12 protein-coding genes are annotated in these 17,346 nt (G+C 33.7%); 3 read left to right on the top strand and 9 right to left on the bottom strand.

Annotated features, from left to right (window positions below; translation table 11 throughout):
• Nucleotides 1–7: 7 nt before the first annotated feature.
• Nucleotides 8–2,965, bottom strand: coding sequence for a SusC/RagA family TonB-linked outer membrane protein (locus tag BUA99_RS12890; protein ID WP_072993085.1), 2,958 nt, complete (start codon nucleotides 2,963–2,965; stop codon nucleotides 8–10).
• Nucleotides 2,966–3,244: 279 nt separating this feature from the next.
• On the opposite strand from BUA99_RS12890, the gene BUA99_RS12885 reads away from it, so the two are divergent.
• Nucleotides 3,245–3,985 (top strand): tyrosine-protein phosphatase, encoded by a 741-nt coding sequence (locus tag BUA99_RS12885; protein WP_072993082.1) that lies wholly within the window; start codon nucleotides 3,245–3,247, stop codon nucleotides 3,983–3,985.
• A 323-nt stretch (nucleotides 3,986–4,308) separates the two neighbouring features.
• Here BUA99_RS12885 and BUA99_RS12880 read toward each other — a convergent pair whose 3' ends face one another.
• From BUA99_RS12880 to rfbD, 8 genes are all read right to left on the bottom strand, one after another.
• Nucleotides 4,309–6,276, bottom strand: a complete 1,968-nt coding sequence (locus tag BUA99_RS12880; RefSeq protein ID WP_072993080.1) for a polysaccharide biosynthesis protein — start codon at nucleotides 6,274–6,276, stop codon at nucleotides 4,309–4,311.
• 136 nt (nucleotides 6,277–6,412) lie between these two features.
• On the bottom strand, nucleotides 6,413–7,546 hold the full coding sequence (locus BUA99_RS12875) for a DegT/DnrJ/EryC1/StrS family aminotransferase (protein WP_072993078.1): 1,134 nt from the start codon (nucleotides 7,544–7,546) through the stop codon (nucleotides 6,413–6,415).
• A 101-nt stretch (nucleotides 7,547–7,647) separates the two neighbouring features.
• On the bottom strand, nucleotides 7,648–8,214 hold the full coding sequence (locus BUA99_RS12870; RefSeq protein WP_072993077.1) for a sugar transferase: 567 nt from the start codon (nucleotides 8,212–8,214) through the stop codon (nucleotides 7,648–7,650).
• A gap of 50 nt (nucleotides 8,215–8,264) precedes the next feature.
• Complete coding sequence (locus BUA99_RS12865) at nucleotides 8,265–9,221, bottom strand: MraY family glycosyltransferase (RefSeq protein WP_072993075.1); 957 nt, start codon at nucleotides 9,219–9,221, stop codon at nucleotides 8,265–8,267.
• Between the two features lie 485 nt (nucleotides 9,222–9,706).
• Complete coding sequence (gene rfbA, locus BUA99_RS12855; protein ID WP_072993072.1) at nucleotides 9,707–10,576, bottom strand: glucose-1-phosphate thymidylyltransferase RfbA; 870 nt, start codon at nucleotides 10,574–10,576, stop codon at nucleotides 9,707–9,709.
• 82 nt (nucleotides 10,577–10,658) lie between these two features.
• Nucleotides 10,659–11,048, bottom strand: coding sequence for a GxxExxY protein (locus tag BUA99_RS12850; RefSeq protein ID WP_072993070.1), 390 nt, complete (start codon nucleotides 11,046–11,048; stop codon nucleotides 10,659–10,661).
• A gap of 17 nt (nucleotides 11,049–11,065) precedes the next feature.
• Nucleotides 11,066–12,115: a dTDP-glucose 4,6-dehydratase gene (gene rfbB / locus BUA99_RS12845; protein WP_072993068.1), complete on the bottom strand. Its 1,050-nt coding sequence runs from the start codon at nucleotides 12,113–12,115 to the stop codon at nucleotides 11,066–11,068.
• 174 nt (nucleotides 12,116–12,289) lie between these two features.
• Nucleotides 12,290–13,156 carry a dTDP-4-dehydrorhamnose reductase gene (gene rfbD / locus BUA99_RS12840; RefSeq protein WP_200778668.1) on the bottom strand — a complete coding sequence of 289 codons (867 nt, stop codon included), beginning with the start codon at nucleotides 13,154–13,156 and terminating at the stop codon, nucleotides 12,290–12,292.
• Nucleotides 13,157–14,910: 1,754 nt separating this feature from the next.
• Between rfbD and BUA99_RS12830 the strand changes: the two genes are divergently transcribed.
• Nucleotides 14,911–15,666 carry a hypothetical protein gene (locus tag BUA99_RS12830; protein WP_072993063.1) on the top strand — a complete coding sequence of 252 codons (756 nt, stop codon included), beginning with the start codon at nucleotides 14,911–14,913 and terminating at the stop codon, nucleotides 15,664–15,666.
• A gap of 1 nt (nucleotide 15,667) precedes the next feature.
• Nucleotides 15,668–16,069: a DUF5675 family protein gene (locus BUA99_RS12825; protein ID WP_072993060.1), complete on the top strand. Its 402-nt coding sequence runs from the start codon at nucleotides 15,668–15,670 to the stop codon at nucleotides 16,067–16,069.
• The last annotated feature ends 1,277 nt before the right edge of the window (nucleotides 16,070–17,346 follow it).

The raw sequence follows: 17,346 nt of genomic DNA, 5'->3' as shown, positions 1-17,346 counted from the left end.
TTTTATTTTAGAAAGTTAATTTTACACCTAATAAATAATTTTTAGATTGTGGCGGCGTAAAGAAAGTTTCTCCCTGTCCTAAATTCGCCACAGTGCTCGTTGTCTCTGGATCTACTCCTGCCAATTCTTTACTTTTAAACGTATAAAGATTTGTCGCACTTACATAGATTCTAGCCGAAGTAAAGAAATTTGATTCTTTAAAAATATTTGAATCTAAATTATAACCTAAGGTTACATTATTAATTCTTAAATACGAACCATCTTTAAGTTGATTGGTAGATGTACGTGCAAATATTGCTCTAGTCGTACTAGTTAAAGCCGGTGTGTAAGCATTTTGACCAGGTGTAGTCCAATAATCTAAAACTTTAGAAGTTTTATTAAAATCATTTGCTAAGTTATCAGTAAATCTTTGACCATCAACAAAAATATTGTTTCCATAACTAAAATTTGCGAATATATTTAAGTCAAAGTTTTTATAATTAAATGTGTTGGTAATACCCCCAGCAAAATCTGGATTTGCATCTCCAACTATTACTCTATCAGAATCCCTTGGTGTAGTAGTAGGGACACCGTTAATATCAAGCCATTCTGCATTTCCTGTTTGCGCATTAACACCAACATATCGCACTAGAAAAAACTTATTTATTGAATAACCTTCTATTGCTCTTTGATTAGTACCAGCAATAAATCTATTTCCATCTGCTCCTGTAGAAGCCCCTGGTAACTCAAGAACCTTGTTTTTATTAGTTGATATATTAAATGTAGTTCTCCATTTAAAATTTTCAGTGTCAACATTTAAAGTAGACAAGTCAAATTCTAAACCTTTATTTTCCATAGAGCCTGCATTTGCTGCAATTACAGTAAAACCATTTGATCCTGCAATTGGAATATTTAAAATCAAATCGGTAGTCTTCTTGTAATATGCATCAATAGACAATCTTATTCTATTATTCAGAATCGCAACATCCAAACCTAGATTTGTAGTTTTAGATTGCTCCCAACGATAATCTGTATTTTCAGGTTGGGTATTTGTAAAACCAGGGTTATTGTTATAAGCCCCATTTACACCACCAGCATAAAGTGGAAAGAAAGCAAAATCTCCTACTCTATCATTTCCTGTAGTTCCAATCGAGCCCCTTAGCTTTAAGTCAGATATAAATTCAAGGTTGCTCATGAAATTCTCATTAACAATATTCCATCCACCTGACAGAGCCCAAAACTCACCATACTTTCTATTTTCAGCAAATCTTGATGATCCGTCTCTTCTTCCAGACACTTCAAAAAGATATTTAGAGTCAAAGTCATAAGTAGCTCTTGCAAAATAACCATTTAATCTTGAATTCTGCGTTGATGATGTGGTAGTTTGCTTTTCAGCTCCTGAAATTACATTCAGCTGTAAATCTGAAGCAAAGTTTATGGCAGAAACTGCTGCATTTGTTATATCATTTTGCTCATAAGTTGATCCAACTATACCAGAAAAAGAATGTTTATTGATTGATTTTTCGTAATTCAAAGTATTAGTTACAACATATTTATTTTGAATACCTGTAGCATAATAACCTGATCCACCTGGAGTATTAATATTTAACGAACGCTCTTTTTGCTCAAGTAGTAATCTATCAACACCAAAATCTGCTTTGTATGTTAAATCTTTAAATAGCTCAATCTCAGCGAAAACATTACCAAAAGCTCTAGTTGTTTTTGCCTTATTTGTATCAAATTTCTCAATTGCTATGACATTTGGTATAAATCCTGCAAGCCTTGTTAAGCTCCCAGTAGCATCAAAGGGAGAAATCCATGGACTCTGTAAATATGCAGCAGTTAATGGTGCGAAAGTGCTGTTTTCCGAACCGACTCTATCATTATCCACTTCACTATATGAAAGATTAGCTCCAACCTTAATTTTATCGCTGATGTCACTATTAATACTAATCTTACCGGTAGTTGATGTTAATTTATTTCCGATGATAAATCCTTGCTGATCAGATCTACCAAAACCAATGTAGTAAGTTGTCTTGTCTGAACCTCCTGCAATAGACAAATTTGTTCCCCTCGAAACGCCTTCTCTTGTTACACCAGCTTGCCAATCGTAGTCGTTTCTTAGGAAATTAATAGGATTATCACCCCTCAATGTCTTGAACTTACGATATTCTGTACCGTCCATCATGTCTAGTAAATCAGTAGCTCTGCTTACCGATAGAGTTTGCTCAAAAGTTACCTTAGCTGGTTGATTTTTCTTACCTCTTTTCGTAGTAATCAAAATAACACCGTTAGAACCTCTAGAACCGTATATAGCAGTTGCAGATGCATCTTTCAAGACAGTTTGAGATTCAATATCATTTGGATTGATCTCTAATAACGGATTTAATGCCTGTCCTCCTTGAGCATTTGAAAAAGAAAGATCGTTCAACGGTACCCCATCAATCACGTACAACGGTCTACCACCAGCAGTGATAGAAGCATTACCTCTTATCTTAACTACGGTTGCAGCTCCAAGAACTCCAGATGACTGAACTACTTGCACACCTGCAGCCTGACCTTGTAACATTTGTTGTGGTGATAAAACTGTTAAATTTTCCATAGCGCTGTTATCAATAACTTTACTAGCTTGTATAACTTTTGCACGTTTTTGTGTACCATAACCTATAATTACTACTTCCTCAAGGCTTTGCGACGAACTTACCAATTTCACATTTATGACACTGGAAGCACCAACAGTAACATTAACATTTGTAGTTCCTATGTAAGAAACAACCAAAACGTCTCCCGCCTTCGCTTTGATAGAGTATTTTCCGTCAAAGTCAGTTTGAACACCATTTTTTGTTCCTTTGACAACGACATTAGCTCCTGGAACTGGTCCGCCTGCGTCTGAAACAACACCCGAAACAGTTTTTTCCTGTGCGAAAGAAAACTGCATAGATAACGCTAGTACTAGCGTAAAAATCCATTTGAATTTTAATCTCATATTAAATTAGTTTTGAATTAGTTATTTAGCAAAAATCATTAATAAATATTTAATAAACAAATAGTTTTCTAAATATAAATCTAATTTTCTTTGTTATTTTAACGTTAAAAAAACAAATGTTAAAAAAAGCAAGATTTTATATTATTAACCTTATAAAATATAGAGAAATCAAAACGCTCCTCTTATTTTAAAATAATTTTACACTAGCACTTTTCAATTATATCTTTAGTAAAGCTACTAAAAGCAGCTACTAATTGTAACTTTCTTTACCTTTACAAAATGTTTACACTATTTAAGGCTAAATTGCAGTTGAAAGATCTCATTCCTGATGATTTTATTGACATACATTCTCATCTTTTACCAGGAATTGATGATGGAGCTAAAAATTTTGATGATACACTGCGACTTACAAATGCATTAATTGGTTTTGGAACAGCACAATTGATCACTACACCTCATGTTATCCAGCACGTGTGGAATAATACTACAGAAGATATTGACAAAAATCTGAATACAACCATTCAACAATTATATAATAACCAAACCACTATTCCATTCAAGGCCGCCGCTGAATATTTAATGGATGATCAGTTTGTTCAATTATTTCAAAAAAACAAGCTGCTAACTTTGAAAGATAATTTCGTTTTAGTAGAAATGTCATATCTCAACGCACCAATACAATTATACTCTATTCTTTTTGATCTTCAAGTTGCTGGCTATATTCCGGTACTAGCGCATCCCGAACGTTATCTTTTTTATCATAATAACTTTAATGAATATGAAAAGTTAATTAAAGCAGGTTGTCTTTTCCAACTCAATTTATTAGCTACCGTAGGATATTATGGTGGTGGAATTATGAAAATAGCGGAACAATTATTAAAAAAAGATATGTATAGCTTCGTTGGCTCTGATGTTCATCATGATAATCACATTGCAGCTTTTAATCAAAAAGTACAATTTAAAGATGTAACACCTTTAAATGAAGCAATTGCCAACAATCAGTTTTTCAAATTTGAGTAAGAGAAATTGAAATCATTATCACTTTAAATACAATACCTCTTTTTGAATGTTGATCTTTATGCAAAATAAGATTTATGTTTTGAAAGGTTACGAATGGATAGGTATAAATTCTTAAAATCTTTTATCGAATTTATTTGCTTTTTTTTGGATTCTTCTAAGCTGTATAGGAAAATGGTACTAACTTAGTAAGTATTTAAAGTCCTTTAAAATAATTCTCCAAAATTAAAATGGTAATAAGGAACATAGCAACTATTTAAAACAACAAAAGTTCCAGAAGATAAATCTTATGGAACTTTTATTAACCGCATCGAAATTAATATTTTTTATTTATCCAATATTGCGAAAGCAGAATTCATACTTCTGAATTCTGGGACTATTTTTTTCATCTGTGCGACAATATCGTCATTTCCAAAATAATTTGCTTTGTTAATTAAGTCTTCAATATGATTGTTTAATAAATCAAAGTCGTCAAGAATATCTTCAGCTATCATGATTTTCTCATGATAAGTAGGCAGTGTTTTTGACGTATCGTTCAGTAATTCTTCATATAATTTCTCTCCCGGTCTTAAACCAACAATTTCTATATGAATGTCTTTATCAGGAATAAATCCCGCTAACTTTATCATCTTACGTGCTAAGTCAATAATTTTTACTGGTTTACCCATATCAAAAATATAAATTTCACCACCGTTACCCATTGCCGCTGCTTCTAGCACCAATTGACAGGCCTCAGGAATCGTCATAAAATAACGAATTATATCAGCGTGAGTGATGGTGACTGGACCTCCAGCCGCAATTTGTTTTGTGAATAATGGAACAACGGAACCATTTGAACCTAAAACATTTCCAAAACGAGTGGTAATAAATTTTGTAGAAATTTTGCCTTTCGATTTTAGGCATTTAGCTTGCAATGACTGAACATACTTTTCAGCTATTCTTTTACTAGCTCCCATGACATTACTGGGATTAACAGCTTTATCAGTTGAAACCATTACAAACTTATTTACGCTGTACAAGCAGGCTAAATCAGCTAAGATTTTAGTCCCCTCAATATTTGTCAAAATTGCCTGTGATGGGTTTTCTTCCATTAAAGGAACATGTTTATAAGCAGCTGCATGAAAAACGACTTGCGGATTATAGGAATTGAAAACCTTATTCATCGCTTCTCTATTTCTAACATCAGCAACGACAGTTACTATTTTTGTAAATGACTCAAAACTTTCAGTCTCTAATTTCAAATGATGCAAAGGTGTTTCAGCTTGATCTAGTAAAATAATTACGCTTGGGTCAAATCCTAAAACCTGCCGCGCAATTTCACTTCCGATTGATCCGGCCGCACCTGTTATTAAAATAGTCTTATCTTTTAATTGTTTTGAAATTAGCTGACAATCCAATACAATTGGTTTTCTTTCTAGAAGATCTTCAATTTGAATAGTTTGAACTTTTTGAGAAATCTCTTTTTGATTTTCCCAATTCGTAATTGAAGGTACATGATACACTTTATAGTTAAACTCAAGACATTGATCAATTATAAGCAATTCCTCTTCTTTTGACAAACTTTTATCGGCTATGATCAAACCTTCCGCACCTATTGACCTCATTAGTGTAGGTAATTTTTTCTTTTGCACTAAAATGGGTAAATCTAACATTCTCTTAGACGCGTTTTTATTTTGTTTATCAACGAAACCTACAATTTTAAAACGTGTTGGTGTTTCAAACTTTAAAGCATTTGCGACTGAGATCGCATTTGCGTCCGTGCCATATATTATAGTCCGAATTAATTTTTCAGTACCAATTTCAGAAAAATAAAGCTCGAAAGTTTGCTTAATAATCACTCGATAAATTAATAGACCGCAAAAAGAAAGTACTATATTGATGAAGAAAGCCGTATTTAAAAAAGCCTTTTCACCATAAGATAATTCATATATGAAATTAGAAAGAAGGAATATAATGAAAACACCTGTCTGAGAAAAACACAGCTTGACAGCATCGATGTAAGAAGAGTGTCTAATAATTCCTGAATAAGTTCGAAATAACCAAAAAAAGAAAATATTAGTTGTAAACAAACAAACCGAAAAAACAATAGTGTGCGTAGTAATGATATAATCTAAACCGGTTCCTCTAAAAATAACTAGAGTGAATAAAAACGCAAGTAAAAGAATCGCTAAATCAAAAATAACAATAAGCCATCGAGGTAGGTAGCCTAAATTTTGGATATTAAATTTTAAATTTTCTCTTGAAAAGAAAAAATGTTTAAAAGTTGAAAAGTCAAATTTATTATTGGTAATCAAAATGTTTAATTTAATTAGATTTTTCTTCGGATTATCAAAAGTAACTTTTATGTAAATAAAAACGTAGCATTTCTATTAATTTCTCAAAAATATGAATCTACTACTTTATTGTTCAAAATTACAAAGAAAAATTATATTAAAATATATTAAAAACAACATTTCGTATTCGGTCTTTGTCTGCGTTAGAAAGAATGGGTCCCGAAGGAAGACATAGACCAACCTCAAAAAGTTTTTGAGCCACATTACTACCATAATATTTGTATTTATTAAATACTGGCTGCAAGTGTAAAGGTTTCCAAAGTGGCCTAGATTCTATATTAGCCTGTAATAATGCCAATCGCAACATTTCTTTATCAATTCCGTTAGTTTGTAGCGGATCAATTATTATGGTTGTTAACCAATAATTAGAAGTAAAATTATCGTCTGGAACCTCATATACTGTTACTCCCTTTATACTTTTGAATAAATCAATGTAAAACTGGTGAACTATGTTTTTAAGTACTAAATGTTCCTCTAAAACTTCCATTTGGCCGCGACCAATACCAGCACAAATAGTACTTAATCGATAATTATATCCAATTTCGCTGTGTTGATAGTGCGGTGCTTTATCTTTAGCTTGCGTTGCTAAGAAAATAGATTTTTCCTTTACTTTTTTATTTTTAGTAATTAGTGCACCACCACCAGAAGTAGTAATTATTTTGTTGTCATTAAATGAAAGAACACCAATATCGCCAAAGGTTCCACACATTTGTCCTTTATAACTGCTACCTAATGCTTCAGCACTATCTTCTAAAATAGGAATTCCATACTTATCCGCTACGTTTCTTATTTCCGTAATTTTGTAGGGAGTGCCAAACAAATGTACCGCAATTATAGCTTTAGGTTTTTTTCCAGATTGAATACAATCTAAAATTGCTTCCTCAAGTGCTATTGGACACAAATTATATGTTTCGATTTCACTATCGATAAAGACCGGAGTTGCGCCTAAATATAAAATTGGATTTGCTGATGCCGAAAAGGTCATCGTTTGGCAAATTACTATATCTCCAGGTTGGACGCCTAGTAAAATAAGTCCAAGATGTATCGCAGCTGTACCTGAATTTAAGGCTGTAACATGACCTTTTCTCAAATAGCATTCTAAATCCTCTTCAAATAAATCTATAATAGATGCTTCTGGAGCAGTCCAATTACTATTAAGTGCTTCTTGGATGTACTTCAGTTCTCCCCCTCCCATGTGAGGGCTTGACAATAAGATTTTAGAAAATGACATTAGATTTTAATAGAATAATAGTTTACGTTAGAATAATATTTAGATGCGGGTAGAAAATTTAATAATCTCCACCTATATGTAATTTAAGGATCATTCCTAAATTAAAACCAAACCTTTATGACTGTTTTCAGTATAATTTTAAAATCACCAAAAACACTATGATTGTAAAAATACGCTAAGTTCATTTGTACTTTATCAGGAAAGATAACGGTCATGTTATAAAGTAATGGATCATTTTGTTTTTTGAGAATTTCTTCTTCGTTTATGTATTTTAACGAAGCAGCGCTCGTTAGCCCCGGCTTCAGTTGTACTATTTTCTTACTCTCGCCCTCTAATAAATCATAGTACCCTTCTAAGTCTGGTCTTGGCCCCACAACACTCATTTTACCACTTAAAATATTAAGGAGTTGCGGCAACTCGTCTAATTTATATTTTCTTAAAAAGAAACCCATTTTTGAAATAGTTTGTTTTCCTGATAACAAGTCATTTTTAATGGTGCGAAGTTTTAAAATAGTAAATTTTCGACCATGCTGACCAATTCGCTGTTGAGTGAAAATCCCGTTTGTCCTAGTGTCAATCGCAGCAATAAACCATGAAATTATTAGCAACCATAAAAATAAAGAAAGAACAACGAAGGAGAAAACAATGTCAAATATTCTTTTTTGCATTTAATCGCGTATGTTTAATCACCGATTTATAGTTTTAGCTGTAAACTTAATTATTTTTGATATTTAGAACTGAGTTGACTCAAGATATTTACACGAATCATCAAATAAATAAAAGTCAAGAGCAATAAGAACAAACCAACTCCATTTAAAGATAAATATCCTTTCCCATCCATATATACAACTACAATATTAATCATTAATTGGGCACTAGCATATAGTGAAGCAACTACGACATGAGAAAATCCTTTTTCATTCGCTAAATATTGGTATAAATGCGAACGATGCGGTTGAAAAATGTTTTCCTTTTTTACTAAACGACTAACGATAGTAATGACTGCATCAATACCGTACACAGCAAAAAACAGGACAAAACCAAACTGCCCTGACTCTACAATCGATTTAATCATAAAATATCCTAAGAAAAGAGCCATACTGATACTACCTACGTCTCCTGCAAATGTTTTAGCTTTTTTTCGAACATTAAATAATCCAAAAACAAGGCATGAAATACCCATCGTAATTAATACTGGTAAACTAGTCTGATTAACTGGTAAAAAAGCAAAAGTAACAATGGATATTAGGGAATATAATACAGTTATTCCATTTATTCCATCCATAAAATTGAATGCATTGATCCATCCTATTATTAAAACAAATAGGATTACAAGTATCCAAATCGCTTCTGAAAACAAATGTAAATCAAAGAAAACTAAACCTACAGCGATTGCATGCGATGCAAATCGCGGTAATTGAGACAAGGGTTTTACATCATCAATAAAACTAATTACAGCCACTAAAGCAACTGCAATTGTTATTTGCCAGGAAATGTAACCTAATAAATAAGCAATACTTATTGCAAAAGGGAATAATATACCGCCTCCTCTAATAGTGATAGCTGTATGTGAAGATCTAGCGTTGGGTTTGTCAATAATATTATATTTATCGGCAATTTTGAAATAAACAAGTTCAAGAGCAATAAACAAAATCAATAATCCTAGGTAAAGCATGGTGGAGATATGGGTTTTCTGTTATCAGTTATCGGTTATCGGTTGTCTGTTGTCTGTTATCGGTTATCTGTTATCTGTTGTCAGTTATCTGTTGTGGGTTTTCTGTTATCAGTTATCGGTTGTCTGTTATCGGTTGTCAGTTATCGGTTATCTGTTGTCAGTTATCTGTTGTGGGTTATCGGTTATCTGTTGTCGGTTGTCGGTTGTCGGTTATCTGTTGTATGTTGTGGGTTATCGGTTGTGTGTTATCGGTTGTGGGTTAATAACTCTGGCGCTGATAATGCTCTCAATTCTTAGTAATTTGTTATGGCACTTCATTTTCGAATATACTATAAAAGGATGTTGATTTTTTGTTCTTTTGAGTACAGGTGCAACTTTTTTAAAAGTCATATATAATCGCGACTAAATGCCTGTCCTGAGCGAAGGCAAAGGGCTCTATTTGACAAGAAAATAAACAATAAATTTAAAAGATAACTGGCACTATTCTAAAACTTCTGCTTTAATAATCCTAAAAGATATTCTCCATAACCTGATTTTCTTAAAGGTTCGGCAAGTGCTGCTAGCTGTTTTTCAGTAATAAAACCTTGTCTCCAAGCAATCTCTTCAATACAACCTACTTTGAGCCCCTGACGTTCTTCAATAACTTGGACGAATTGACCCGCTTGCATCAAACTGTTGAAAGTTCCTGTGTCCAACCAAGCTGTTCCTCTACTTAAAATACCAACTTTTAAAGCTCCTTTTTCAAGATATACTTTATTAACATCCGTAATTTCGTACTCTCCACGCGGGCTCGGTTTGATATTTTTAGCAATTTCAACTACTGTATTATCATAAAAATATAAACCTGGAACGGCATAATTGGACTTTGGTTCTAAAGGCTTTTCTTCAATAGAAAGAGCATTAAGATTTTTATCAAATTCCACTACTCCGTAGCGCTCAGGATCTGAGACATGGTAAGCAAAAACCACTCCGCCTTCCGGCTTTGTATTTGACTTGAGCAATTGATCCATATTAGCACCAAAGAAAATATTATCACCTAAAACTAAGGCAACACTGTCTTTGCCAATAAAGTCTTCTCCTATTACAAAGGCTTGTGCTAATCCATTTGGAATTGCTTGCTCCGCATAACTAAACTGACAGCCAATGTTTTTCCCATCACCTAATAATTTTTTAAAATTAGGCAAATCATGCGGTGTAGAGATAATTAATATTTCATTTATTCCCGCCATCATCAATGTTGACAATGGGTAATAAATCATTGGTTTATCATAAACCGGCATCATTTGCTTGCTCATAGCAAGTGTTAATGGATGCAAACGAGTTCCGGAACCTCCGGCGAGTATTATTCCCTTCATTTTTTTTACGAATTTTACGAATTAAAGACGAATTAAAACGAATTAGAACGAATTAAAACGAATTTTTACGAATTAATTCGAATTATTTTAAATTAATCATTCTTTTATAAGTTAAGGAAGACGTACCAAAATTAATCAACATTCCTAACTCCATATTTGTGCATTTTAAATAATTTTGCAATTGTGCATAAAATGCTACTGGTATTTGTGACACTGCTTTTATTTCTACTATAATTTCATCATAGCAAATAAAATCTGCTCGATACTGTTTTTTAAGCTTTTGACCTTGGTAATATAAATCTAGTTTGACTTGCCTTTTATAAACGATTTTCTGATTTACAAATTCTCTTTCTAATGCTTCTTCATAAACTGCCTCCAAGAATCCAGCTCCTAAGGATCGATGTACTTTCATACAAGCGCCAACAATAGCGAAGCTTTCTTCTTTATAAAGTATTTTATTGGTTGCATCCATTTTTAGTGAAATTCGTTTTAATTCGTGTATTGTTTTTCATAGTAACTCGCATAAGCTCCCGACGTCACATTCTTCAACCAACTCTCATTATCCAAATACCAGTTTACCGTTTTCTCTAACCCTTGCTCGAAAGTAACTGAAGGTTTCCATCCTAATTCTTTATTGATTTTTGAGGCATCAATTGCATAACGCAAGTCATGCCCCGGACGATCTTTAACATAAGTAATCAATTGCGCTGAAGTTCCCGCGGGTCTTCCCAGTTTTTCATCCATGATTTTGCAAAGTAATTTCACCAAGTCAATGTTTTGCCATTCATTGAAACCACCAATATTATAAGTATCGTGATTCACCCCTTCATGAAAAACTAAATCGATCGCTACTGCATGATCTTCAACGAATAGCCAGTCACGCGTATATTTCCCGTCGCCATAAACGGGTAAAGGTTTATTTTGAATGATGTTATTGATAAACAATGGAACTAATTTTTCAGGAAAATGAAATGGTCCATAATTATTAGAACAGTTTGTCAATACATAAGGCAACCCATAAGTTTCGCCATAGGCCCTTACAAAATGATCTGAACTGGCTTTTGAAGCTGAATAAGGCGAATTTGGATCATAAGCCGTAGTTTCTGTAAATAATCCTTCTGCACCTAAGCTTCCATAAACCTCATCGGTACTGATGTGATAGAATCGTTTTCCTGCCCTATCAACCTTCCATATTGTTTTAGCGGCATTTAATAAATTCATCGTGCCAATAACATTTGTTTTAACGAATGATAAAGGATCAGTTATAGAACGATCCACATGAGACTCTGCCGCTAAATGTAAAACGCCGTCAAATTGATGTTCAGCAAAAAGGTTGTCAATAAAATTCGCGTCTACAATGTCTCCTTTTACAAAAGTATAATTTGGAGCATCTTGTATATCCGTAATATTTTCTAAATTTCCGGCATACGTTAATGCATCCAAATTAAAAATTTGATACTCTGGATATTTATTTACAAAACGTCTTACCACGTGAGAACCTATAAATCCAGCACCACCTGTTATTAGTATTTTTTTCATTTATTTTTCTTTGTTACGAATTTCTCGAATTTTCCCGAATTATTTCGAATTTTCCCGAATTATTTCGAATTTCTCAAATTAATATTTTTTTTAAAAGTCCATGAAAGATTCTTCATCAACTGTCTCTACAAAATCAAAATGCTATAAACTATTTTATGATTAAAATCTATTCGATTAATTCGATTTAATTCGTAATAATTCGATGCACTTCCTCAAACTTTCCTTGTACTCTGGCACAATTACACCAAACGTATTTTTTATTTTTGTTTTATCCAATAAGGAATACGCGGGTCGTTTTGCGGGTGTTGGATAATTTGAAGCTGAGATTCCGCTTACTTCACACTCAAAACCACCTATTTCTTTAATTGCTAAAGCAAATTCGTACCAACTAATCTCCCCTTCATTAGAAAAATTATAAATTCCAGCTTGCCATTTTTTATGTTCTATAATCACAACAATTGCATGTGCTAAATCAGCTGCGTAAGTTGGCGATCCTACTTGGTCATTAACCACATTCAAACTGTCTTTCTCTTGCATCAAGCGTGACATTGTTTTTACAAAATTATTGCCAAAGCTAGAATAAACCCAAGAAGTGCGAATGATAATCGCATTTGGATTCTCTTTCCTGCATGCATTTTCACCGGCAAGTTTAGTACGTCCGTACACATTTATAGGATTTGTTTCTGCTTCCTCTGTCAAGGGCACTGCTGAGTTTCCATCAAAAACGTAATCAGTAGAGATATGGATCATTTTACAATCATTGGCTTGACTCCAGCTGGCCATTATCGCTACTGCTTGATGGTTCAAAACGTCTGATAATTCAACCTCTGATTCTGCTTTATCAACAGCCGTGTGGGCTGCACAATTAATGATTAATTTAGGATTAATTACTGCTATTTTTTGTTCTAAATGAGCTAAATCGCACAAATCTAATTCTTGATAATCAGTAAAAACCCAATTAAATTGTGTTTTATTGACAGCTATTTGTCTAAGCTCTGAACCTAACTGTCCGTTTGCTCCTGTTACAAGTATTTTTTTTATCATGTTACTCTTATGTTTTTTTTCTACAATGAATGGCAATGGCAAAAAGCAATGGTAATTGCAAAAACTTGCTGTAATTGTAATGAACGCTACTTTTTTTAAAGTTTAGCGCACAAAATAAAGCTCTATTAACTTCGATTAAATACTTTAGCACAATTGCAATGTTGATAATGTTTCAACATTTTTTATTACAAATCACAGATTTGCCATACTCCTGCAAAAATAGTTAATTAATCAAATATAAATAATTTGAAATAAAAATTTTGCTGTAATTGTATACTGTACAATACATCAAAATTAAATATAAGCAGCGTACTTTGTAAAAATTTCGGCTTCAACTGCTTAAGTAACCATTTTGCTTGAACTAGTTGTTGAACTAGTTTGAAGATTGTATGAACATGTATATGAGTAGCTAAGCTCAACTGTTTAACCCACGATCAGCGGCTGTACCAGTTCTAATTTTAAGCCCGTGTATAAACAAAACTCTTCAATGCTTACGAATTGATGTTCTTGTTTATTTAACTGCTTTTTAATAGTTATTAAAAGCAACCGTGCGTAACGATAGCTTTTTCCTGTGATCCTCTGAACGTCTTTCGGGTAAATACATACTCTTTTCAGTTCTGTTTTCATGCTTTATCTATGCTTTATTCATGCCTTTGCCTACTAGTATCTCTACTTTGATTTGCGGAAGCGGAATGTGCCTTTCAAAGTTATGGAATATTCTTTATTAATAGGTAAAAACTTATTTTGTATGTTTTGTTAGTGTTGAAGATTCTAATTTCTATTAGATGATGAAGGTTATCTGTTTTCGGTTATCGGTTATCTGTTTTCGGTTATCGGTTATCGGTTTTCGGTTATCGGTTTTCGGTTTTCGGTTATTAGTTACCGAGGGGTTAAGTTTGATAATAATAAAGTTTCAGTTTTATTCTGGATAGCGCGAGCACTAGGTCATTAAGCTACGCTTTTAACTCTCCAAATTTGTCATTCTGACGAAGGAAGAATCTTAGTTTGTTGCTATCATTTGTTGAGATTTCTTCGCCTGTTCGGATAAACCCGCGAGTCCTCCCTTGTCTGAACGACAAAAAAACATCTTTTTTTAACTATTACCTTTAACTTAATAATCTTGAGAGTGAGCATCTTAATAGTGTCCATAATTTTGAGTTTTAGTTTTGTTTAGTAACATGGTAGAAGATTATCGCCTATCCTGTTTCTTATTATGCTTTTTCTTTTTTGCTTGATCAACTCTTCGGCTTCTCTCAGGGTGAAGGGTTTATGGTTTGATTGTTACCACCCGGCCGCCGCCTTCACCACTAAAATGGAATGGAAGTGGCGGAAAATTGAGGGTTAACTGTTTTATCTGAGGAGATCTGATCACTCTACTATTATCTTTTTTATTTTAGGGAACGGATGAATATCCTATAATGGTGAAATTTCCTTTTATTTTATGGCCTAGGAATAAGAAGTCTGACTAGTTTAACGTAAAAGACATTCTTATTTGGGATTGAAATGTAGCTTGATTGAAATATATTGAAGACTATTATCCAATAGAATACAGAATTCTATGGTGTTAAAATAGGCTAAACTGATCGTATTAGTCCTTTATGGTCCGTTACGAACCCTATCCCATTGATTTACAAATAATTAAACAGAGATTTGCACTGTAAATCCGCTTTTAGATGCATCGAAATTGGTTTTATCAGGTTTGAAAAAATGTACCTAACATTTTATACATCTACATTTAACTATTAGAAATTATGGCCCAACAAAAAGGTATTATTAAATTAAGAGGTACTATCGGAGATATTACTTTTTACAAAACTAAGGATGGTCATCTGGCCCGTGAAAAAGGAGGCCTTGATGCCAAAAGAATTGCGAACGATCCTGCTTTTCAACGTACACGAGAAAATGGATCTGAGTTTGGCAGAGCCGGTAAGGCAGGTAAAACGCTACGATTGTCCTTACGCACCTTGCTCTTAAACTCTTCTGACAGTAGAATGGTTAGCCGTTTGACTCAATCTATGATTAGGGTTATTCAAGCTGACACGACCAGTGTGCGTGGTTTGCGTAACGTGATTGACGGAGAGGCCGAATTGTTAACCGGATTTGACTTTAACGTTAACAGTACGTTAGGCTCCTGCTTGTTTGTTCCTTACATTAGCAACATTGACCGCGTTACTGGTGAAATATCCATTACTATTGCTCCTTTTGTTCCTGCGAATATGATTTCTGCTCCTTCTGGAACGACCCATTTTAAGATTATTTCAGGAGTAAGCGAAGTTGATTTTGAGGCTGAAACCTTTGTTTCTTCCAACAATGAAACTGCTCCTCTACCTTGGAATACAATTCCGACAGTAGCAATTAATCATGTTAATCTAGTAACTGCGAATAGCACAAAGCCTATTTTTCTTGCTTTAGGTATAGAATTCTACCAAGAAGTCAACAGTCAGATGTATACTCTAAAAAATGGGTCGTATAATCCTTTGGCGTTAGTTGCCGTAAGCGGACTTTAAAATGGTTTTGGTTTTAACTAGAACATATTTACCCAATGGAACCAATGGAAAAATTGTTTATGAAGGCAGATTAATTTGTTATACGATTGAACTGCCTTTCAGGGATAATCTACCCCAAGTTTCCTGCATTCCTGAGGGAGAATATTTTATAGAGAAGCGCTATAGCAGTAGATTTGGTTGGCATTTTGAAATTTTGAATGTTCCTAATAGGAGTTTAATATTATTTCATCCAGCGAACCATGCCTTAACTGAGCTTCGAGGGTGCATTGCTCCTGTGAGTCAGCTTACGAATGCTGGTTCCGGAATCCACTCTAAGAAAGCTCTTGATAAGCTTAAAATGTTGGTTTATCCTCAGTTGGAAACCAAAGAGAGTATTTTATTACTTGTTCAATCTTATTCCTGATCGGAATTATAAAAAAGCAAAATTATGAGTATACTAAAACGAGCTAAGTCTCCTACTCCGAAATTTTTTAAAGTACTTCGCACTATCGGGCTTGTTGTGGCAGCCATTGGTAGCAGTATTGTAGCTGCTCCTTTCGTCTTACCATTGACTATTGTCACACTAGGTGGCTATTTAGCTGTTGCTGGCGGGGTGTTGTCAGCCGTAAGTCAGCTGACAAGCGATCCTAATTCGGAATTCAGTGTCGACCAGTAACAGTCCGCTTATAGGGACTGCGAGTGGTACTTTTTTGAGTGTGTTGCCGAATTTAAATTCGGATGATTTATTGCGAACTATTGTACTGGCTATTATTGGGGCAGTTGTTAGTTTTAGTATTTCAATCCTGCTTAAAAGAGTGTTTCGAAAGGAGAAGTAATAGAGTTATTTCTGTTATGATGTTTTATTATGAGAGCCCAAACTTCGTGTTTGGGCTTTTTTTTTAGGGGTATGGGTTGTTTTTTGGTTGTCTGTTGTCTGTTATGGGTTATCGGTTTTCGGTTATCTGTTATCGGTTTTCGGTTTTCGGTTTTCGGTTTTCGGTTATCTGTTTTCGGTTATCTGTTATTAATTACCGAGTGGTTGAGTTTGATAATAATAAAGTTTCAGTTTTATTTTGGATAGCGCGAGCACTACGTCATTAAGCTACACTTTTAACTCTCCAAATTTGTCATTCTGACGAAGGAAGAATCTTAGTTTGTTGCTCTTATTTGTTGAGATTTCTTCGCCTATTCGGATAAACCCACGAGTCCTCCTTTATCTGAATGACAAAAAAAACTTTTTTTAACTATTATACTTAACTTAATGACCTTGACAGCGAATATCTTGCTAATGCACATTTTGGTTGTTAGTTTTGGTTGTTAGCACTGAAAATAGTATCGCATATCGGGTTTTTCATCATGTTTTTACTTTTTGTTTGATCAAAAAAGTAACATAAAATTATTCATAGATCAATATTGTTTTTTTTGTATTCATGACCCGAGCCTGAAAGGCGAACGGATGAAATAATCTTCGATTTCACTGCCTGATCCCGAAGTGTCGGATTTCAAAACTTAAAAACTGTCTTTTGTAATTTACCTGACAGCCACTGGCTGCCCTCCTTTTAATTTCAAATGTTGTTTTTTGTCGTTTTTTATTAAAGGGTGGGTTGAGGACTGCAAGGTTCGGAATTTGATTGTTAGACGACTAAAGTTTGTTTGATTTTTAATAATCATGATTTTTATTTTTCCCTTGGTTAATGATCT

Origin of the sequence: Flavobacterium segetis (assembly GCF_900129575.1) — a bacterium.
In the GTDB taxonomy this organism is placed as follows: domain Bacteria; phylum Bacteroidota; class Bacteroidia; order Flavobacteriales; family Flavobacteriaceae; genus Flavobacterium; species Flavobacterium segetis.
The sequence above is the reverse complement of the archived record's forward strand: the minus strand, read 5'-3'. Positions and strand labels throughout refer to the sequence as shown.

What these genes read in the sequence shown, in the direction of transcription:
- BUA99_RS12850 (WP_072993070.1), bottom strand. Translation starts at nt 11,048, where the DNA reads ATGGATGCAACCAATAAAATACTTTATAAAGAAGAAAGCTTCGCTATT.
- BUA99_RS12865 (WP_072993075.1), bottom strand. Translation starts at nt 9,221, where the DNA reads ATGCTTTACCTAGGATTATTGATTTTGTTTATTGCTCTTGAACTTGTT.
- BUA99_RS12875 (WP_072993078.1), bottom strand. Translation starts at nt 7,546, where the DNA reads ATGTCATTTTCTAAAATCTTATTGTCAAGCCCTCACATGGGAGGGGGA.
- BUA99_RS12830 (WP_072993063.1), top strand. Translation starts at nt 14,911, where the DNA reads ATGGCCCAACAAAAAGGTATTATTAAATTAAGAGGTACTATCGGAGAT.
- BUA99_RS12870 (WP_072993077.1), bottom strand. Translation starts at nt 8,214, where the DNA reads ATGCAAAAAAGAATATTTGACATTGTTTTCTCCTTCGTTGTTCTTTCT.
- BUA99_RS12890 (WP_072993085.1), bottom strand. Translation starts at nt 2,965, where the DNA reads ATGAGATTAAAATTCAAATGGATTTTTACGCTAGTACTAGCGTTATCT.
- rfbA (WP_072993072.1), bottom strand. Translation starts at nt 10,576, where the DNA reads ATGAAGGGAATAATACTCGCCGGAGGTTCCGGAACTCGTTTGCATCCA.
- rfbB (WP_072993068.1), bottom strand. Translation starts at nt 12,115, where the DNA reads ATGAAAAAAATACTAATAACAGGTGGTGCTGGATTTATAGGTTCTCAC.
- BUA99_RS12825 (WP_072993060.1), top strand. Translation starts at nt 15,668, where the DNA reads ATGGTTTTGGTTTTAACTAGAACATATTTACCCAATGGAACCAATGGA.
- BUA99_RS12885 (WP_072993082.1), top strand. Translation starts at nt 3,245, where the DNA reads ATGTTTACACTATTTAAGGCTAAATTGCAGTTGAAAGATCTCATTCCT.